General features: G+C 64.3%; 19 protein-coding genes. 4 read left to right on the plus strand and 15 right to left on the minus strand.

What is annotated here, in order from left to right:
• Positions 1-105 precede the first annotated feature (105 nt).
• From CK228_RS28180 to CK228_RS28210, 7 genes are all read right to left on the minus strand, one after another.
• Positions 106-834: an ABC transporter ATP-binding protein gene (locus CK228_RS28180; RefSeq protein WP_095772012.1), complete on the minus strand. Its 729-nt coding sequence runs from the start codon at positions 832-834 to the stop codon at positions 106-108.
• A complete protein-coding gene (locus CK228_RS28185; RefSeq protein WP_095789924.1) occupies positions 834-2,309 on the minus strand; it encodes an ATP-binding cassette domain-containing protein in 1,476 nt (491 codons plus the stop codon). Before CK228_RS28185 ends, CK228_RS28180 begins: the two co-directional genes overlap by 1 nt.
• Positions 2,309-3,904 (minus strand): high-affinity branched-chain amino acid ABC transporter permease LivM, encoded by a 1,596-nt coding sequence (livM, locus tag CK228_RS28190; RefSeq protein WP_095789925.1) that lies wholly within the window; start codon positions 3,902-3,904, stop codon positions 2,309-2,311. The genes CK228_RS28185 and livM overlap by 1 nt, the downstream gene beginning before the upstream one ends.
• A 4-nt stretch (positions 3,905-3,908) precedes the next feature.
• Entirely contained in the window at positions 3,909-4,811 is a 903-nt protein-coding gene (locus CK228_RS28195; protein WP_095772009.1) for a branched-chain amino acid ABC transporter permease LivH, read from the minus strand.
• Positions 4,812-5,147: 336 nt separating this feature from the next.
• Positions 5,148-6,149, minus strand: coding sequence for a 4-hydroxyproline epimerase (locus CK228_RS28200; RefSeq protein WP_095789926.1), 1,002 nt, complete (start codon positions 6,147-6,149; stop codon positions 5,148-5,150).
• A 16-nt stretch (positions 6,150-6,165) separates the two neighbouring features.
• Entirely contained in the window at positions 6,166-7,479 is a 1,314-nt protein-coding gene (locus tag CK228_RS28205; protein ID WP_179296070.1) for an FAD-binding oxidoreductase, read from the minus strand.
• Positions 7,480-7,493: 14 nt separating this feature from the next.
• Complete coding sequence (locus CK228_RS28210; protein ID WP_095789927.1) at positions 7,494-8,429, minus strand: dihydrodipicolinate synthase family protein; 936 nt, start codon at positions 8,427-8,429, stop codon at positions 7,494-7,496.
• A 69-nt stretch (positions 8,430-8,498) separates the two neighbouring features.
• Here CK228_RS28210 and CK228_RS28215 point away from each other — a divergent pair, with 69 nt between their 5' ends.
• Positions 8,499-9,191 carry a GntR family transcriptional regulator gene (locus CK228_RS28215; RefSeq protein WP_179296071.1) on the plus strand — a complete coding sequence of 231 codons (693 nt, stop codon included), beginning with the start codon at positions 8,499-8,501 and terminating at the stop codon, positions 9,189-9,191.
• An 8-nt stretch (positions 9,192-9,199) separates the two neighbouring features.
• Here the strand turns inward: CK228_RS28215 and CK228_RS28220 are convergent, their stop codons facing one another.
• The 3 genes from CK228_RS28220 to CK228_RS28230 form a co-directional block, all read right to left on the minus strand.
• A complete protein-coding gene (locus CK228_RS28220) occupies positions 9,200-9,511 on the minus strand; it encodes a hypothetical protein (RefSeq protein ID WP_095789929.1) in 312 nt (103 codons plus the stop codon).
• A 261-nt stretch (positions 9,512-9,772) separates the two neighbouring features.
• Positions 9,773-10,078, minus strand: a complete 306-nt coding sequence (locus CK228_RS28225) for a hypothetical protein (protein ID WP_095772005.1) — start codon at positions 10,076-10,078, stop codon at positions 9,773-9,775.
• A gap of 248 nt (positions 10,079-10,326) precedes the next feature.
• Complete coding sequence (locus tag CK228_RS28230; RefSeq protein ID WP_095789930.1) at positions 10,327-11,823, minus strand: CoA-acylating methylmalonate-semialdehyde dehydrogenase; 1,497 nt, start codon at positions 11,821-11,823, stop codon at positions 10,327-10,329.
• 160 nt (positions 11,824-11,983) lie between these two features.
• Between CK228_RS28230 and CK228_RS28235 the strand changes: the two genes are divergently transcribed.
• Complete coding sequence (locus CK228_RS28235) at positions 11,984-12,865, plus strand: LysR family transcriptional regulator (protein WP_095789931.1); 882 nt, start codon at positions 11,984-11,986, stop codon at positions 12,863-12,865.
• A 30-nt stretch (positions 12,866-12,895) separates the two neighbouring features.
• Here the strand turns inward: CK228_RS28235 and CK228_RS28240 are convergent, their stop codons facing one another.
• Positions 12,896-13,468 carry a hypothetical protein gene (locus tag CK228_RS28240; RefSeq protein ID WP_095789932.1) on the minus strand — a complete coding sequence of 191 codons (573 nt, stop codon included), beginning with the start codon at positions 13,466-13,468 and terminating at the stop codon, positions 12,896-12,898.
• A gap of 189 nt (positions 13,469-13,657) precedes the next feature.
• Here CK228_RS28240 and CK228_RS28245 point away from each other — a divergent pair, with 189 nt between their 5' ends.
• Both CK228_RS28245 and CK228_RS28250 read left to right on the plus strand, forming a co-directional pair.
• Entirely contained in the window at positions 13,658-14,101 is a 444-nt protein-coding gene (locus tag CK228_RS28245; RefSeq protein ID WP_095789933.1) for a hypothetical protein, read from the plus strand.
• On the plus strand, positions 14,098-16,251 hold the full coding sequence (locus CK228_RS28250) for a phosphatidylserine/phosphatidylglycerophosphate/cardiolipin synthase family protein (RefSeq protein WP_095789934.1): 2,154 nt from the start codon (positions 14,098-14,100) through the stop codon (positions 16,249-16,251). Before CK228_RS28245 ends, CK228_RS28250 begins: the two co-directional genes overlap by 4 nt.
• A gap of 16 nt (positions 16,252-16,267) precedes the next feature.
• Here the strand turns inward: CK228_RS28250 and CK228_RS28255 are convergent, their stop codons facing one another.
• The 4 genes from CK228_RS28255 to alr form a co-directional block, all read right to left on the minus strand.
• On the minus strand, positions 16,268-17,524 hold the full coding sequence (locus CK228_RS28255; protein ID WP_095771999.1) for a D-amino acid dehydrogenase: 1,257 nt from the start codon (positions 17,522-17,524) through the stop codon (positions 16,268-16,270).
• A gap of 124 nt (positions 17,525-17,648) precedes the next feature.
• Entirely contained in the window at positions 17,649-18,191 is a 543-nt protein-coding gene (locus CK228_RS28260; protein WP_095789953.1) for a nucleoside-diphosphate kinase, read from the minus strand.
• Positions 18,192-18,205: 14 nt separating this feature from the next.
• Positions 18,206-18,628 carry a nucleoside diphosphate kinase regulator gene (rnk, locus tag CK228_RS28265; protein ID WP_095789935.1) on the minus strand — a complete coding sequence of 141 codons (423 nt, stop codon included), beginning with the start codon at positions 18,626-18,628 and terminating at the stop codon, positions 18,206-18,208.
• A gap of 273 nt (positions 18,629-18,901) precedes the next feature.
• Positions 18,902-20,047: an alanine racemase gene (gene alr, locus CK228_RS28270; protein ID WP_095789954.1), complete on the minus strand. Its 1,146-nt coding sequence runs from the start codon at positions 20,045-20,047 to the stop codon at positions 18,902-18,904.
• Positions 20,048-20,099 lie beyond the last annotated feature (52 nt).

Consider the following 20,099-nt stretch of genomic DNA (forward strand, 5'->3'; position numbering starts at 1 on the left):
AGTCTCCCTAGCATGATCCCGAAAAGTTGCAGACTTTTCGGACAAGGATCATGCGACAAACAAACAAGTTGGAGCGGGATACCGGATGCACATTCCGCTCCAAACTCAGTGATGTCCGCCTTCGAGATAGGCGGCGCGCACTTCCGGATTGGCGAGCAGTTCCTTGCCGGTGCCGCTCATCGTCACATTGCCGTTGACCATGACGTAGCCGCGCGTGGCGAGCTTCAGCGCGCCGAACGCGTTCTGCTCGACCAGGAACACGGTCAGCCCTTGCGTGCGGTTCAGCTCGCGGATGGCATCGAAGATCTGCTTGACGATCAGTGGCGCCAGGCCCAGCGACGGCTCGTCGAGCAGAAGCAGCTTCGGCCGCGCCATCAGCGCGCGTCCAATCGACAGCATCTGCTGCTCGCCGCCCGACAGCGTGCCGCCGCGCTGCGCGATGCGCTCCTTGAGCCGCGGGAACAGCGCGAACACCTTCTCGACGTCCTCGTCATAGTGTTTGAGGTTGTCGAGGCTGGCGCCCATCTGCAGGTTTTCCATCACCGTCATGCGCGGGAAGATGCGCCGGCCTTCGGGTGACTGGGCGATGCGCATGCGGGCGATCTCGTGCGTCGGCAACTGGGTGATGTCGGTGCCGGCGAAGGTGATGGTCCCCGTGCGGGCGCGGGGAGCGCCGAAAATGGTCATCATCAGCGTCGATTTGCCGGCGCCGTTGGCGCCGATCAGCGCCACGATCTCGCCCTCCTTGACGGTGACATCGACGCCGTTCAGCGCCCGGATGTTGCCGTAATAGGTCTCCACGCCCTTGATATCGAGCAGCGTTGTCCTGGCCATTATTTGCCCCCTCCACGCTTGCCCGACACAGGCTTGGCCGCACCGGTAGTCTTGGCGGAAGCATGGCTGGTCGCCACCTTGCCGGCGTCGACGCGGCGCGAGAATTCCGTGTCTTTGCCCTGACCGAGCAGCTTGGCCTGCTTGACCCATTCCTCGCGCGCAATGCGTCCGTCAAAGGCGAGATAGGCTTCGGCAGCCTCGACATCGGCCTTCTTCCAGGCGCCGATCTGGTCGAAGTGGAAGATGCCGTGCTCGTTGAGCTTCTTCTCGTTGACCGTGCCGATGCCCTTGATGCGGGTCAGGTTGTCGGCCTTGCCGCCACGAGGGGCGGCGAGGCGGTTCGAAATGCCTTCGGCCTTTGCCGCGGGCGCCTTGGCGGCCGTTTTCTTCGGTGCCGCTTTCGCCGCCGGCTTGGCCGGCGCGGCCGGTTTTGCGACGGGTTTACTCGCCACGGTAGCCGCGCGGGCATCGACCTGTGCCGCCTTCGAGGCGCCTTTCGACACCGTGACGCGCTCGCCATCGCTGTGTCCGACGGTGTCGGTCACGGGTCCGGCCAGGTATGACGACGATGTCCCCGGGCCATGTGCGGCATCCGGCCCAATGTCGAGTTGCTCGATGACGTCCTCGTCGCCGACTTCGGTCAGCACGGTCTCGACCTCCTCGTCGTCGACGCCGAGATAGGCGGCGATGACGCGTGGATCGGTGCGCACCGACTGCGGATTGCCGTCGGAGATCTTGCGGCCATACTCCAGCACCACGACATGGTCGGAAATCTGCATGACCACCGACATGTCGTGCTCGATCAGCAGGATCGAGGTGCCGGTGTTGTTCTTGATGTCCATCAAGAGCTCGTTGAGTGCCGCCGATTCCTTCGGGTTGAGGCCGGCCGCCGGCTCGTCGAGGCACAGAAGTTCCGGACCCGTGCACATGGCACGCGCGATCTCGAGGCGCCGCTGCGCGCCATAGGGCAGATCGCCGGCCGGATCGTCGGCGCGATCGACGAGATCGGCCTTCTCCAGCCAATGCCTGGCCAGGTCCATCGACTCTGCCGATGCCTTGCGGTAACCGCTGAAGCCGAACAGGCCGAGCACCGTATAGCCCGAGGCCTTCATCAGCTTGTTGTGCTGGGCAACCAGAAGGTTCTCCAGCAGCGTCATGCCCGAGAACAGGCGGATGTTCTGGAAGGTGCGCGCCACCTTGGCGCGCGCCGGGATCTCATGGTTGGGCAGCCGTTCCAAGAGATAGGTCGAGCCGTCCGAACGGTTGAGCGTGATCATGCCTTCGGACGGCTTGTAGAAGCCGGTGATGCAGTTGAACACGGTGGTCTTGCCGGCGCCGTTAGGCCCGATCAGCGCCGTGATCTCGCCGCGTCTGGCTGTGAAGGAGAGGTCGCCGATGGCGACCAGCCCGCCGAACTTCATCGACAGATGTTCGACCTGCAGGATGGCGTCGTTCATTTGCGTGGTCGCGTTCATCAGCCGTGGCCCTCCTTGGTGAAGGAGCTTGAGACAGCCCTTCGCTCTTTGAGGAAGGCGGTCGGTTCACGACTGCCGACGAAGCCGCGCGGCTTCCACAGCATGACGATGACCATGGCCATGCCGAACAGAAGCATGCGGTAGAGTTCGGGGGTGAAGTCCGGCCCGAAGATCTGCTTGAGGAAATCGAGTTCGCGCAGCGCCTCGGTGCCGCCGATCATCACCATCGCGGCGACCGCGATGCCGACCAGCGAGCCCATGCCGCCGAGAACGACGATGGCGAGGATGATGGCCGATTCCAGGAAAACGAAGGATTCCGGGCTGACGAAGCCTTGCCGCGCGGCGAAGAACGAGCCGGCGAAGCCACCGAACATGGCGCCGGTGGCGAAGGCGGTCAGCTTGGTGGTGGTGGTGTTGATGCCGAGCGAGCGGCAGGCGATCTCGTCCTCACGCAAGGCTTCCCAGGCGCGGCCGACCGGCAGACGGCGCAGCCTGATGGTGACGAAGGCGGTAAGCAGGCACAGGCCGAGGATCAGATAGTAGAGGAAGATCTTGTAGTAGGCGCTCGATGTCGCCAGATGCAGAACCTTGGCAATGTAGTTGGGGTCCGACACGTTGAAGGTCATCAGGCCGAAGAAGGAAACCTTGGGAATGCCGGAGATACCAGCCGACCCGTTGGTGACGTCGCGCCAGTTGATCAGCACCAGGCGGATGATCTCGCCGAAGGCGAGCGTCACGATCGCCAGATAATCGCCACGCAGGCGCAGCACGGGGAAGCCGAGCAGCACCCCCCACAGGGCGGCCATGCAGCCCGCAGCCGGCAGCAGGATCCAGAACGACAGGCCGTAATGCGTGGCAAGAAGCGCATAGGCATAGGCGCCAAGTGCATAAAAGGCGACGTAACCGAGGTCGAGCAGGCCGGCGAGGCCAACGACGATGTTCAGTCCCCAGGCCAGCATCACATAGATCAGGATCTGGATGCCGAAATTGTCGACCCATTTCAGCGAGCCCTGCAGCCCTCCAGCAATCGACCATGCGTTCAGCGACAGCACCGCGACCACGAGGATCGGGTACAGCACCAGCGCGGTGATGCCCAATTTGGTGAAGTTGGCATGGATGAAGGCGCGGAAGTAGTAGATCACGCAAGCCAGCAGATAGATGACCGCCAGGGCGCGCAGGAATTGCAGATAGCCGGCCGGTTCTGCTCCCACCCATCCGGCGAGGGAGCTGTTGAACACGAACAGCAGCACCGCCGCGACGACAGCCACGATGAAGGCCGGCAGCGTGAAGAACCGTGACCCCACGCTGGCCGGCAACAGACCGGTGGCGACGTTGGCGATCTTTTGGTTGGCCATGAAGGGCTGGCCATAGGCGACATAGAGGAAACGGCCGACGGCCGTGGCGATCACCACGGCGGCGAGCAGGCCCCAGCGCTGAGTCAGGACCAGTTCATTGGACATGTTCTGACCGGTCTTCAGCCCGATGAACAGCACGAACAGGCCAAGCGCGATGGCGCCGGCATAGAACGCTTCCTTAAGCGCGCGTTGGGTGGGGGTGGCGACGCTGTCGCTCTCGCGAGATACGGTCACGGCCATGATCTCAGACCTTTTCGACTTCAGGCCGGCCCAATATGCCGGAAGGCAGGAAGATCAGCACAATGGCCAGGATCGAGAACGCCGCGACGTCCTTGTAGTCGATCGAGAAATAGGCCGACCACATGCTCTCGATGAAGCCGATCAGCAGCCCGCCGAGCACGGCGCCCGGCAACGAGCCGATGCCGCCAAGCACCGCCGCGGTGAATGCCTTCACACCCGGCACAAAACCGTCGGAGAAAGCCACCACGCCATAGTACATCAGGAACAGCGTACCGGCGACGGCGGCAAGCGAGGCACCCATGATGAAGGTGATCGAGATGGTGCGGTCGACGTCGATGCCGAGCAGTGCGGCCATCTTGCGATCCTGCTCGCAGGCGCGTTGCGCCCGGCCAAGCGAGGTCCTGTTGACCAGGTACCAGAACACCACCAGGAGCAGCGCGGTGACGATGACGATGATGATCTGCTTCAGCGACACGCTGACGCCGTCGATGTTGTAGACTTGGCTGACCATCGGCGGGATCGGCTTGTTGCGCGGACCTTGCGTCACCTGGACGAAGTTCGACAGCGCGATCGACATGCCGATGGCGGTGATCAGCGGCGCCAGCCGGAACGAACCGCGCAGCGGCCGGTAGGCCACCTTCTCGATCGTCCAGTTGTAGAGGCTGGTCAGCAGCATCGCCACGATCATCATGACCAGCAGAGCGATGACCACGGGCACCGAATAGAACAGCGCGCCGAGGATGAGGAAGACGATCAGCGCCGTGAAGGCGCCCACCATGAAAATGTCGCCGTGGGCGAAGTTGATCATGCCGATGATGCCGTAGACCATCGTGTAGCCGATTGCGATCAGCCCATAGATCGATCCCAGCGTCAGCCCGTTGATAAGCTGCTGGACAAAATACTGCATGTGTACGTGGCTCCCCTGGAATGTCGCCCATGCAGACGCATTCCTTTTCGTATTTCCCCTAGTCGTAAAGTTTCGAGCCCGGATTGCAACGTGATTTTTTTGACCGCCCCGCGTGTTTCCGATTCACGTCGTTCCGACCGCCCGTTTTCTGCACCCGACCCCTGGACTATCGCGGACCCTATCATTGGCATAACGCAATGTCTTTGACGATTCGGCCGTATCATGCGCCCCGTTTCGAAGAAATCATCGTCAAAATTAGGTGACAAGAGGAATCGTTGCGTTCCTGACAAGGTTGGTCTTTTCGTCACACTCCTTTCCGCGGCGTCAGGATTCTCCTCACTTGACCACGAAACCATGCGCGAACGGATCGCGGTCGTCGATGAAGATCGTGTTCAGTCCGGTCATCCGCGCCCAGCCGCCGATCGAAGGAATGATCGCCGGTCTGCCCGCCACGGTGATCTCCTTTTCGACCTTGCCCTTGAACAGCGAACCGATGATCGATTCATGCACGAAGGCGTCGCCTGCCTTGAGCTTGCCCTTGGCATGGAGCTGCGCCATGCGCGCCGAGGTGCCGGTGCCGCACGGTGAGCGGTCGATCGCCTTGTCGCCATAGAATACGGCGTTGCGGGCGTCGGCCCCTTCCACCGTCGGCTTGCCGGTCCACAACATGTGCGACAGTCTGTTGATGCCGGGGTTCTCCGGATGCACGAAGGAATACTTCTCGTTGAGGCGCTGCCGCACCACCGGGCTCCAGGCGATGAGGTCGCCGGCGGAATGATCCGCCATGTCGAGGTAGTTCTCCTGCGGCTCGACGATGGCGTAGAAATTGCCGCCATAGGCGACATCGACGGTGATCTCGCCGAGCCCGGGACATTCGACCGTCAAACCTTCGGCATGGAGGAACGACGGCACATTGGTGATGCGCACCTCTTCGACATATTCGCCGACCTGTTTGTATTCGGCGATGACCAGCCCGGCTGGCGTATCGAGCCTCAGCACACCCGGCGTCTTCGGCTTGATCAGCCCGTGTTCGATGGCCATCGTCACCGTGCCGATGGTGCCGTGGCCGCACATCGGCAGGCAGCCGGAGGTCTCGATGAACAGAATGGCGATGTCGCAATCCTCGCGCGTCGGCGGATAGAGGATCGAACCCGACATCACGTCATGGCCGCGCGGCTCGAACATCAGCCCGGTGCGGATCCAGTCATATTCGGCAAGGAAATGCGCGCGCCGTTCCATCATTGTCGAGCCCTCGAGCAGCGGGCCGCCGCCGGCGACCAGCCGCACCGGATTGCCGCATGTGTGGCCGTCGATGCAGAAGAAGGATTTCTTGGCCATGTCGTTCCTCGAAAATTCAAAACCGTTGTGGACTGAAGGGGGCGAGATCAACAGACGCAACCTGCCCCAGGATGATTTCCCGGATCAACCGTCCGGTCGCCGCGGCCTGGGTCAGGCCGAGATGGCCGTGGCCGAAGGCATAGACGACCGGCCGGCTTCCCGATGCCTTGCCGATGACGGGCACCGAATCCGGCAGCGAGGGCCGGAACCCCATCCATTCGCGCCCGCCCGAGGGATTGAGCCCGGGCAGGAACTGCTGCGCCTTCTGCAGGAGCGCCTTCGATCTGTTGAAATTGGGCGGCCGCTCTATGCCGCCGAGTTCGACGGCGCCGCCGACGCGCAGGCCCGTCTCCAGCGGCGTGATGACGAAGCCATGGCCGGAGAAGATCAGCTGCCGCTTCACATCGAAGGCGCTTTTGGGCAGCGTCGTGTTGTAGCCGCGCTCGGTCTCCAGCGGAATGCGGTCGCCAAGCTGCTGTGCCAGGAGGTGCGACCAGGCGCCGGCGGCGACGATCAGGTGCCTTGCCTGCCTGGTCGTGCCGTCGGCCAGCGTCAGCCTCACGCCATGCTGGTCCGCCGCGATCCGGTCGATCCCAGCCCTTTCGAAGCGGGCACCCCTGGCCTCGGCGTAAGCCCACACCGCCTTGCCGAGCAGCTTTGGATCGGCGACCGTCTTCCAGCCCGGCACGAAGGTGCCCTTGATGAAGCGCGGGGAGAGGCCCGGCTGCAGACCCGCCAGGCCTTCACCCTCGACATGGCGAAAGCCGATGCCGAAGCGCTCGCGCGCGGCCCAGCCGGACAGCGAGGCTTGGAACTCGGCTTCGCTCTCGTAGAGCTCCAGCGAGCCGTCCTCGCGCAGCATCGGCCGCGCGCCGCAACGATCGAGCAGCCCCATCCATTCGGTTTCGGCGAGCTTCATCATGCCGGCCTGGGCGGCGAGGCTGGCTTCGTATTTCGCCGGCGCGCCGGCGCGCCAGAAGCGGATCAGCCACGGCAGAAGCCGCGGCAGGTAGGCGGGCGGAATGCTGAGCGGGCCGAGCGGATCGGCCAGCCATTTCGGCAGGTGCTTGATCATGCCCTTGTGCGCCAGCGGCAGCACGTCCGAGAAGGCGAAGGCGGCCGCATTGCCGGAGCTCGTCTCCTCGCAGATGCCGGTACGGTCGAAGATCGTTACGCCGCGCCCCGCCTCGGCGAGGAAGGCCGCGGCACAGATGCCGATAATGCCACCGCCGACAATGGCGATATCTTTCCCTTCTCCCCGTTCACGCGGAGAAGGTGCCCCAGCGGCGGAGCGCTGCTCCTGTTCCGGCAATTTGGGATTTCCTGGCACGTCGATGCTGTCCCTTATTCGGCTGCCACCAGTCTGTCCGCCGATAGAGGAGACGTCTGGAGCGAAGGCAGCTTCGGCCGCGCCGCCAGCGCATCCCGTATGATCTTCTCGACCGCCTTGCGGCGCTCGCCCGACAGCGGCTGGCGTGGCATGCGCACGCGGTCATTGGTATCGATTGCCAGCACTTCGGCAAGCTTGATGTTCTGTACCAGATAGGTCGAGACGTCGAGGTCGAGCAGTGGCCGGAACCAGCGGTAGATGGCGAGCGCCTCCTCGCGGCGGCCCTGCTTCATCAGCTGGAAGATGGCGACGGTTTCGCGCGGGAAGGCGGTGACCAGGCCGGCCACCCAGCCGATGGCGCCGACCGACAGCGCCTCGAAAGCAAGATTGTCGACACCGGTGAACAGATCGTAGCGGTCGCCAAGCCGGTTGATGATCTCCGTCGAGCGCCTGATATCGTCGGAGGATTCCTTGATGGCGACGAAGCGCTTGTCCGACGCCAACTCCTCCATCTGGTCGACGGTGACGTCGACGCGATAGGCGAGCCGGTTGGAGTAGATCATGACCGGCAGGTCGCCGGCCTCGGCGACCGCGCGCAGCGCCGCGACGGTCTCTTCCGCATTGGTGTGGTAGATCGGGCTCGGCACCACCATCAGGCCATCGGCGCCTTCCCTGGCGGCGCGCCTGGCAATAGCGGCGGCCTCACGGGTGCCCGCCTCATTGACGGTCAGCAGTACCGGCTTCTTGCCGGCGACTTTCTGCGCTGTCTTCAGCACCTCGATCTTCTCGTCAGGCGACAGCATCGGCCCTTCGCCAAGCGAGCCGCAGACGATGATGCCATCGCAACCGGCCTCCATCTGCAGGCCGAAGCAGCGCTCCATTTCGGCATGGTCGAGCCGGTCGTCGGCGGTGAATTTGGTCGTGACGGCGGGGAAAACTCCGGTCCACATAGTCGTGTCTCCATCTGATATATCAGTCGTATATCTGTTAAGAAACTCGCTGTCAATGCGGAATCCGTTATGATATATTTAGAATATATCAGGAGATCGCCTTTGATATCCATGGAAACAACCATGACCTCCGAGCCGGCGGCGGCCAGGGCCTATCGCGTGCTCGAGCATATGATCGTCACGCTGGAACTGGCGCCGTCGAGCTTTGTCACCGAGGGGGCGCTTATCGAGAAGCTGGACCTCGGCCGCACGCCGGTGCGCGAGGCGATCCAGCGGCTGGCCTGGGAAGGGCTGCTTGATGTCAGGCCGCGCGCCGGCATCGCGATCGCGCCGCTGCATCCCGGCGACTGGCTGCGCGTGCTCGACGCCCGGCGCGGTGTCGAGGTGGTGCTGGCCCGTTCGGCCGCCCGCTTCGTCACCCGCGAGGCGGCCGACCTGTTTCACGAGGCGGCGCTCGCCATGCAGAAGGCGGTCATCTCGGGCAATGTGCTTGCCTTCATCCAGGCCGACAAGGCGCTCGACGAGGCGCTGGCCATGGCCGCCGACAACCCCTTCGCCGCGCGGCTGGCGGCGCCGCTGCAGACCCACAGCCGCCGCTTCTGGTTCCGCTACAAGGCGGACACGGGCCTCGCCGAGTCAGCCGAGCATCACGTCGCGCTGATCCGCTCGATCCTCGACGGCGACGAGGATGCAGCCGCCAAGGATGCCAAGCGGCTGATGGCGCTGCTGCGCGGCCATGCCGAGGTCGCCGCGACACGCTGATCGGGCGATCAAATCCCTCGCGCGGCGGCGATGGCGGTATTCTCCCATCCCTCACCGGTCGCGAAAATGCAGCTTCGACCCTGCACGTCGGTCACCAGCATCGACCAGGTCCCGCTTGCCGAGACATAGATCTCCACAATGGCGGATTGCCCGACCACACCGTAGCCGATCTGCTTTTGTTCAAAGGCCTGCGCCAGTCCCGTGACAAGGTCACTGTGGCCGCCGCAGATAAATTGCGCCTGCGCCGATAGCGTCGACAACGCCAGCACGGCGCCGATCGCGGCTATCCTGATCCATCGAAACGAAAATTTGTGTGCCATTTGGCACCTCCTTCGCCTTGGCGTTCCGGCAAAGGGAGGCACATGGGGCAGCCTCAATACACCGGGACGCTCCAGGCCGGATTCGACGTCTTCATCACGTCACTCCTTCTGGTTTCCGGTCTGTCGTCAGGGAATTTTATCATTTCCCTGGAATCGATATGGTGAGGCCCCGATCTGAAAACAAGCCACACTCAGACCGCTGCAAAAAGGGCCTGCCGTCACGGCGTGACCTGCCGAGGGGCCGCGAACGCGCCGGGTCGCTCAAGCACCCGGCAGGGCCGCTTTCATCATTGTACTGTCCCAGCCTTCACCGACGGACAGTATGCAGCTCTGGCCCTTGGTATCGGAGGCCAGAACGGTCCAACTGCCTTGCTCGGAAACAAAGACCTCGAGAACCACGCTGGAATTGATCAGGCCACGCCCGGCCTCGATCTCATGGAACTTCTCGCCAAGTGCCTTGATCAGATCGGCCCGCGGTGCGCATTGTCCAGCCGCATTCGCCTGCGCCGCACCGGCTGATATCGCAAGCGACATCAAGATCATCGTCGCCACAAGACCTCGTGTCATCTGAGACCTCCCTGCGCCAGACGCAAAACCCCAGCTGCTACCGGCGCTGTTGATTGGCCTGCAAGCGCTGCAGGATACAGCGTAAGACGTATGGCGCCCGCTTGGTTCCATCACATTAGCGATTTGGCGGATAACGCCGCGACCACAACGAAAAGGCCCGGGCATGCAGCCCGGGCCTTCGATGTCGGATATGTTGCCGCGCGCCCGCCGCCGAGGGCGAGAGGCGCGCAAGCAAGAAAACCGTCAGCTCAGTTCATCGTCGGGATGACGAATTCCGCACCGTCCTTGATGCCGGACGGCCAGCGCGAGGTCACCGTCTTGGTCTTGGTGTAGAAGCGGAAGGCGTCCGGGCCGTGCTGGTTGAGGTCGCCGAAGGACGACGCCTTCCAGCCGCCGAACGTGTAATAGGCGATCGGCACCGGGATCGGCACGTTGACGCCGACCATGCCGACCTGGACACGGCTTGCAAAGTCACGCGCGGCGTCGCCGTCGCGGGTGAAGATGGCGACGCCATTGCCCATCTCATGGTCGTTGGCGAGCTTGATCGCGCTCTCATAGGTCGGAGCACGAACCACCGAGAGCACCGGCCCGAAGATTTCTTCCTTGTAGATGCGCATGTCCGCCGTGACGTTGTCGAACAGGCAGCCGCCCATATAGTAGCCGTTCTCATAGCCCTGCATCTTGAAGCCGCGGCCATCGACGACCAGCGTGGCGCCTTCCTTGACGCCGGTATCGACGTAACCTTTCACGCGCTCCAGCGCCTGAGCCGTCACCAGCGGGCCGAAATCGGCGGCCGAATCCGTCGACGGGCCGACCTTCAGGCTCTCGACGCGCGGCACCAGCTTTTCCATCAGCCGGTTGGCGGTGTCGTTGCCGACCGGGACAGCCACCGAGATCGCCATGCAGCGCTCGCCGGCCGAGCCGTAGCCGGCGCCGATCAGCGCGTCGACGGTCTGGTCCATGTCGGCGTCGGGCATGATGATCATGTGGTTCTTGGCGCCGCCGAAGCACTGCACCCGCTTGCCCGCCGCGGTGCCGCGCGAATAGATGTAGTGGGCGATCGGCGTCGAGCCGACAAAGCCGACGGCCTTGATGTCGGGATCGTCGAGGATGGCGTCGACGACTTCCTTGTCGCCGTTGACGACGTTGAGAATGCCGGCGGGCAGGCCGGCCTCGAGGAACAGTTCGGCGATGCGGATCGGCACGCCCGGATCACGCTCCGACGGTTTCAGAATGAAGGCATTGCCGCAGGCGATCGCCGGCGCGATCTTCCACAGCGGGATCATCGCCGGGAAATTGAACGGCGTGATGCCGGCGACGACGCCGAGCGGCTGGCGCATCGAATAGACGTCGATGCCGGGGCCGGCGCCATCGGTGAATTCGCCCTTCATCATGTGCGGCGCACCGATGCAGACTTCGACCACCTCCAGGCCGCGCTGAATGTCGCCCTTGGCGTCGGCGATGGTCTTGCCGTGCTCGCGCGCCAGAATGTCGGCCAGTTCGTCATAATCGCGGGCGACCAGTTCGAGGAATTTCATCAGCACGCGCACGCGGCGCTGTGGGTTGGTGGCGGCCCATTTCGGCTGCGCCGCCTTGGCATCCTCGACCGCCGCGCGCAGTTCCGCCTGCGAGGCCAGCGCCACCGTGCCGCGCACGGAGCCGTCCATCGGCTGCATGACGTCCTGCTTGCGGCCGCTGGTGCCGGCGACACGCTTGCCGCCGATGAAATGACCGTATTCGATCATGATATCTCTCCCTTGTTTGTGATGGCGCATTGTCCGCCTTTGCGGTGGCGAAGGCAACGCGAGGGAGAACGCAACCGTTGTGCGAAAATTAGATATCGGTTGACGGGCGAGCATCAATTCTCGCAAATGAATGACGACAAGATATCTCCTGGGGATTCCCATGAACTGGGATGACGTCCGCATCTTTCTCGCCGTGGCACGCGCCGGCCAGATCCTCGGCGCCGCCCGGCGGCTGGAGCTGAACCACGCCACAGTCTCGCGCCGCATCGCAGCGCTCGAGGAAGCGCTGCGCACGAAGCTCTTCCGCCGGCTGACCACCGGCAGCGAACTGACGCCGGCCGGCGAGCGATTCCTTGATATTGCCGAGCGCATGGAGAGCGACATGATCGCCGCGCGCTCGACCATATCAGGCGAAGGCGACGATATCTCCGGCACCGTGCGCATCGGCGCGCCGGACGGGTTCGGCGTCGCCTTCCTGGCCAGGCGCCTCGGCGAACTGACCGCGCTGCATCGCGAACTGACGATCCAGCTCGTGCCGGTGCCGCGCTCCTTCTCCCTGTCCCGACGCGAGGCCGACATCGCCATCACCGTCGAGCGGCCGACCGAGGGCCGGCTGGTGGCGGGAAAGCTGGTCGATTATTCGCTGGGCCTGTTTGCCTCGCGCGCCTATGCCGATGCCAATGGCCTGCCCAAAACCGCAGCCGAACTCGGCCGGCACACACTCATCGGCTATGTACCCGATCTCATCGTCAGCCCTTCGCTCGACTACGCGGCCGAATTCAGCGCGGACTGGCGCACCAGCTTCGCCATCTCCTCGGCGCTCGGCCAGGCCGAAGCGGTGCGCTCGGGCGCCGGCATCGGCATCCTGCACACCTTCGTCGCGCGGTCGATGCCGGAACTGGTGGCTGTCGACATGGTGGCGCCCATCCGCCGCGCCTACTGGCTGGTCTATCACGAATCGGTCAGGCCGCTGCGCCGCATCCAGATCGTCGCCGGTTTCATCACCAAGGCGGTGGAACGGGAGCGGGGCCTCTTTGCCTGATTTCGCAAACCGGCAGACGCGATGCGCTGTTCAAGGTGGGTCGAGAACGAACGAATTCACGACATGCTCGGCCTTGTCCGCCAGTGGCGCCCACATCTGCTCCACCTGCTCGGCGCTCTCGCTCATCACGCTGCAATTGACATAGCCATAGCGCGCTCCCCGCAACGAGAACGCAAATCTGGAATGGCCGTGCACGCGAACACCGTTGTCGACAACCGTAAAATCCAGATCGGCAAGTCGCACAGGGTAGCCGTCGGGAAACCTTGCAAGCTTGTCATTGCTGAAATCGGCTGTGCTGAACGATTTGCCCATCATCATCTTCCATGTTTCCATGGACCAGCCCTCGATGAACTTGCTCGGATCGGACGGAGAATCCGGTGCGGATGCATCGTAAAGCGACGTCGACACCATGCAGGTAACGGTCCGATCGGGGGATTGCACGCTCAGCCGCATCGCTTCCCCGGAAGGCGGCTCATTGATCCATTCCGGTGGAAAGGTTAGTGCGAACCCATTTTCCCGGTCGTGGACGGTCTTGTCGGCGGCATTGGCCGCTGTTGCGCAGAATAGAAATCCGACGGCCGTAACCAGGAAGCAGATACGCATCACCGCTCGCGAATGTGAGGCGCAGGTGGCGCCATGGGCAGATTGTGCCGCCACGATATATCAGGATCGGTCAATAGGCGACGCCTTTTCCTTGCCACAAAACCGGCCACTGTGGCATCAGGCGTGCAGCGCCGACCACGGGCAGGTCGCCGGGTGGGAATATCGTTCAGAAAGCTGGCGCGGATAGACATGCGAGCCGTTCTTGCCATCCTGCCGCTGATTTTCGTTTCGGCCTGCGCCAACCCGTGGGCAAAAGTGCCGGAAGCCGAACTGCCCAAGCCGATCCGCTACGCCATGGCGCGCCCCTCGCCTTTCGTCTTCGGCAATTATTGCGGCCCCGGCACCCGCACCGGCGATCTGTCGGCCCGGCCGGTCGACCGCCTCGACGCGGTGTGCCGGACCCACGACGCCTGCTACATCGCGCGCCACGATCATTGCGATTGCGACGGCGCGCTCGTCGCCTCCGCCAGGGCGATCCGTGATGACAAGACGGCGCCACGCAAGATGCGCGGCGAGGCGGAATTGCTGATCGCTACCTTCGCCATTCCCGTCTGCAAGGTGTTTCCCCAAGGCTTCATGCCGCCGCGCGACCCGGCTCAGTTGAGCGCCATGAAGGCCGGAGCCACCGGGTGAATCGCCACGCATTTGTCATCCTTGCCCTGTTCGGGCTGATCGCCCTTGCCGGTTGTGCCGGAACAGGCCGCGATGCCTGCGATCTCCTGCCGGGAGAGGCGGCCTGTGCGCGGCCCTGGCTGTCAGCAAGCATGCCTGCGCCGCAGGTCGCCGCGTCGCAGTTTTTTGGCGACGCCGGCGCCAGCGACTACGAAAGGCGCTTCCTGGCGCTGCTCGCCCACAATCAGCTTGGCGCCATGGACCGCGCCAACGGCACCGGCCCGTTCGGGCGCAACCGCCGCGACGTACGGAACAGCGACTTTCAGGCGACCTATTCGAAGCTGCAGCAACTGGCCGGACCGGTCACCAGGACGCATCTGCCGCCGGCCAATGGCGGCAGCGGCGAGGGTCGTTTCGACGGACGCTGGCGGGTCTCGCGGCAGACGCTCTACATCGACGCGGCGGCGCGGCCCTCGTCACCCAAGAGTTTCGATTTCTCCGGCCTGCAGGCGCGCAGTACCGAGATCGTCGTGCGCCAGGCCGGCGAGCAGCCGGCTGAGATCGAGGCTACTTGCGACGGCGCGTTGGCGATCCGCGCCGCCGGCGCCGCGCGCACCATCGCCGTCGGCGCGGCATTTCGCTTCCGCCTGTCGGGTGAGGACGACACGGTCAGCCTGTTTCCAAGCGACAGCCTGAACCGCTGCACGGCAAGGGTCCGCTCCAGCCTTGCCCCGGCCGGCGCGCCGCTCACCATCCGGCGCGAAGAGGCCGCGGATCCCTCACTCGCCAGCTTCGACAGCCGCTACGAGCGCTGCCCGGTCCCCGACAGAGCCGGCCTCGACGCGCTTGAGCGTGCCTTCTATGCCAGCCGCTGGCTGTCGCAGACCTGCGCCCTGCCAATCGGCGAGCCTCGGCTGCTGCGCAAGTCGCGCGACGGCTTCAACGCCAAGGTCGAGGCGCTGATGGGCGCACCGCTTTCCGATGCGGCGATAGACAAAGGCGACCCGGAGCTGCCTCTCGATTTCTCCAGGGCGCCCAGGCTGAAGCTGATCTATCTGTCGTCGCTCGAATTCAAGGCCGACTTTTCCGGCCGCATCATCGAGCGGCTGATCCGCCATCATGCCGCCCTTGGCACCAAGGTGCGCATCCTGGTCACGGACGTGCTGGAGCGCGAAAAGGACGACGCCATGCTGCACCGGCTGGCGGCGGAGTTCCCCAATGTCGAATTGCAGGAATACCGCTGGCGCGCCGATCACGGCGCGCCGATCGACGAGCAGATCTCACAGATGCACAAGACCCATCATATCAAGATGCTGGCGACGCTGGCTTTGGACCCTGCGCGCTCGCGCGTCATCATCGGCGGCCGCAACATCCATGACGGTTTCCTGTTCCACAGTCCGATCGACCTGTCGCGCTATCCGGACCTGCAGCAATACGGTAAGACCGATGGCTTTTCGCTGAACTACTATTCGAACTGGAGCGACTTCGACATCGAGTTCGCCGACAGGGCGACGGTCGAGACGCTCGCCGCGCATCTGTCGACGATATGGTTGCGCGACGCCGACACCAATCTGGCGCGCCCCTTCTCCATCCCGGTCCGTGGAGATGGCCACCCCCAGGGCAATGCCCGGCATTTCATTTCCGTGCCCTATGAGGACGACCATGCGCTGGAGGACTATTTCGTCGAACTGGTCGACGCCGCCCGCCACCATATCCAGATCGTAAACCCCTACCTCAATCTGACGCCGAGCCTCACCCAGGCCTTCGACCGGGCGCTCGCCCGCGGCGTCAAGATCGACATTGTCGGCCGCATCGACCTCAAGGGCGACATTGGCGGCAGGTTCCTCACTGCGCTCAACAAGCTGTTCGTCGAGAAATATGGCGACCGCATCAACATCCGCGAGTTCAAGGCGCCCGACGTGGTGCTGCATTCCAAGATCATGATGATCGACGAAAGGCTGGTCGCCATCTCCTCGGTCAATCTCAACAACCGCAGCTTCTTCCACGATTCAGAGAACGGCATGATGGTGCTCGATCCCGCCTTCTACGTCAGGATGAAGCCGATCTATGACGACTATCTCGCCCACTCGAACCCGGTCGCCGCCAACGTGACGATCCCTTGGGCCTATCGGCTGCTGTTCGACGAGGCTTGGGTCAGGCAGGCGTTCTGATCTTCCCGCGCCGCGCCTATTTCAGGTAGCGCTCCTGAGCCAGCGCTCGGGCATCGATGTCGGGCACCTTGTTCGACATGATGTCGGCCAGCACCTTGGCAGAGCCGCACGCCATGGTCCAACCGAGCGTGCCATGGCCGGTGTTGAGGAAGAGATTGGAAAGCTCGGTGCGGCCGATCAGCGGCGGCCCGTCCGGCGTCATCGGCCGCAGGCCGCACCAGAAGGTCGCCTCGCGCATGGCGCCGGCGCCCGGAAAGAGATCGCCGACCGAATGTTCGAGCGTGCGCCGCCGCGATTCGTGCAGCCTGAGATCGAAGCCTGAAATCTCGGCCGTACCGCCGACGCGGATGCGGTCGCCCAGCCGGGTGATCGCCACCTTGTAGGTTTCGTCCATCACTGTCGACACCGGCGCCAGGGCGGCATCCTTGATCGGCACGGTGATCGAATAGCCCTTGACCGGATAGACCGGGACCGACCGCTTCATCCGGCGCATGAAGCCGGCCGAGTAGCTGCCCAGCGCCATCACATAGGCTTCGGAGGCCTTGAACCCCTTGCTGGTGCTGATATTGGCAATGCGGTTGCGGCTGCGCAGGACGCGCCAGATCGTCGTGTCGTATTCGAACTTGACGCCGCGCGCCACGCAGAGCTCGGCCAGTTTCTCGGTGAACATCTTGCAGTCGCCGGTCTCGTCATGCGGCAGCCTGAGCCCGCCGACGAATTTCTCGCGCACGCCGGCCAGCGCCGGCTCCGCCGCGATGCAGCCGTCCTGGTCGAGGATCTCGTAGGGCACGCCATATTTCTTCAGCACATCGACATCGCCACCGGTGCCGTCGAGCTGTTTTTGCGTGCGAAACAGCTGCAGCGTGCCCCGGCTGCGCTCGTCATAGGTGATGCCGGTCGCCTCGCGCAGCGCCTTCAGCGTGTCGCGGCTGTATTCGGCCAGCGGCACCATGCGCGACTTGTTGAGGGCATAGCGCTCCGCGGTGCAGTTGCGCAGCATCTTGACCAGCCAGGTCCACATATGCGGATCGAAGGCCGGCCGCACCACTAGCGGGCCATGCTTCATCAACAGCCATTTGATCGCCTTCAGCGGAATGCCGGGCCCGGCCCAGGGCGAGGCATAGCCGGGCGAAATCTCGCCGGCATTGGCGAAACTGGTTTCCAGCGCCGGGCCTTTCTGGCGGTCGAGCACCGTCACCTCGTGACCGGCCTCGGCAAGATAATAGGCCGTGGTCACCCCAATGACGCCGCCGCCCAGCACCATGATCTGCATCGTTCACTCCTTGCCGCGCCGCGCGTCCTCAGGACGCCCGTGGACGCCACCGCATTTCTCGATTTGCGCATGATCCCAAATGAAAATCGATGCCGATTTTCGAGAACCGTGCGCTGTTGCCCATTCACGCCGCCGAGGGACCGGGGTCGTCATCTTCTGTCTGCCGCATTCCGGCCGTCTCGCCAAGAGGTCGCCAATCGTCCGCGGCGCTGTAGACGAGAGTGAGCCCGTGCGGTCGCCGCCCGTCGGTCCGGTCTTTCTGCCTGACCGCGCGCCGGGCAGCCTCCGGCTGGTAGAGCACGGCCTTGATCAGGATCGACTCCCGCCGGCCGTCGACATGCTCGATCGAAGCCGCTTGGCCCTGCGCCATGCCAAGCATGCACAGCCCACGCCTGGTTGCCACCGACAGGCTGGAGCCCACCGGTCCGCGCACCTCGTTCTGCACCAGGGTGCGCGTCTCGGCGTGACCGGCATCGACGCTGAACACCACCCTGCTGTTCAGCGTGACGATATCGGGGCCGACCGAATCGATCGGGACGATATCGGCGCTTGAAAGCTTGTGTTCGAGCATCTGCACGATCGGGTCCGCGAATGCGCGCCGGCGCTCCAGCATGATTTCGAGGACGGCGCGGTCCTTCGTCGTCAGGCAGCAATTCGTGCTTTTCATCACCGCCTCCACGATCAGCGCCGCTGCGCGCCGGAGGCCGGCGTGTCGACGGCCTCGACCGTCACCGACAGTTCACGGCCGCCACGACTGCTCCAGCACACCGCCTGCCCGATCGCCGCCCCGATGAGCGCCGTTCCCATCGGCGTCAGCACCGAGATCCTGTTTTCGGCAATGTCGGCTTCGCCGGGATAGACCAGCATGATGCGCTGGGCCTCCCCGCCTTCGCCGCGGACCGTCACGATCGAACCCATACGCACCACGTCGGCCGGCATCGCCGCCGCGTCCGTGACGATGGCGCGGTCCATTTCGAAGAGCAGTTCCTCGGCCGTCTCCGGGGCGCGGTCGAGCAAGGCTCTCGCCAGGCCGGTCAACCTGTCATGGTCGGTGTCGCTGATCAGAATTCGGCTTGGCGGACGAAGTCCTGTTGCATGTTGCATGGCAAACCTCTTGGATCGGCGCATCGAATGGATGCGCGCTTGCCACCGCACTGACGGCGGCGTTATGAAGCCGGCAGCCACGAAGGGCTGTACGGTTTGATGGCGGTTTTGGATGTATGGATGCCCCGATACGGACGGACGCCGGAAGGCGGCCGCGCCGGGGCTACGATCCCGCGATCGGGCAGACCCTGAACAAGGTTCTGGTGTAGGCGAGGTTGCTCATGCCCCGAACCTTGCCGACAGGCGCACGCTTGTCAAGCGCGGCCAAACCGCTCAACCGCCGACATAGCGGCGGTGAAAGCGCGGGCCGAGACTGGCCAGGATTTCATAGCCGATGGTGCCGGCATGGCCGGCGGCGTCGTCGACGCTCTGCGAGGGACCGAGCAACTCGACCAGATCACCCTCGCGCAGCCTGCCGGGCGGCAGGGCCGATATGTCGAGAATGATCGAATCCATCGACACACGCCCGAGGAAAGGCAGGCGCACGCCTTCGAACCAGCCCGCCGAAGCGGAGCGGCGCAGCCAGCCATCCGCATAGCCGAACGAAATCGTCGCCAGGCCCAGCGGAGCGTCCGCGTGATAGCTGTGGCCATAGCCGATGCCGGCGCCCTTTTCGACGCGGCGCGTCTGCGCCACCTTGGCCTGCAGCCACACCACGGGCAGCATCGGATTGGGCTCGCCGGGCGTCGGGTTGATGCCGTAGAGCGCCGCTCCCGGCCGAGCGAGATCGTGCTGATAGGACGGTCCGAGAAAGATGCCGGAAGAATTGGCGAGCGAGGCGGGCGCCTCAGGCAGCATGGCGCGCAGCCGTTCAAAGGCCAGCCTCTGCTGTTCGTTGGCCGGATGGCGCGGCTCGTCGGCGCAGGCCAGATGGCTCATGACATATCTAACGTCGATGCCGTCGAACGCACTGCTATCCCCGGCCAGCGCCTCGACCTCGATCGGCGCCATGCCGAGCCGAGACATGCCGCTGTCGACCTGGATGGCCGCCGGCAGCCGGCGACCGGCATCGTGCGCCGCCGCGCGCCAGGCTTTCAACTGCGCGCCACTGTTGATGACCGCGCAGAGCCCGGCCGCCACCGCTTCCGGCTCGGAGCCCGGCGGCAGCCCGTTCAGCACGTAGATGTCCGGTCCGGTTCCGATCGTCTTGCGCAGCGCAACGCCTTCTGCCAGGAGCGCGACAAAGAAGATGTCGCAGCCTTCCCGGATCAGGGCCGCAGCCACCTGGGCCGCGCCGAGGCCGTAGCCATTGGCCTTGACCACGCCGGCGCAGGCCACGCCGCCCAGCCGCGCCTTCAGCCGCCGGTAGTTTTCACGGACCGCGCCGAGATCGATCGTCAGGATCGCTCCGGCCGCCGCTTCGCTGACCGGCCAACCGGTGACGGTTTTCGCAGCGGACCGGTTGACGGCGTCGTTCATGGCGACCCTCATTGCATCGGCCATCAATACGACCCTCGCACCAACGCGGCAA

The organism is Mesorhizobium sp. WSM4312 (assembly GCF_002294875.1).
In the GTDB taxonomy this organism is placed as follows: domain Bacteria; phylum Pseudomonadota; class Alphaproteobacteria; order Rhizobiales; family Rhizobiaceae; genus Mesorhizobium.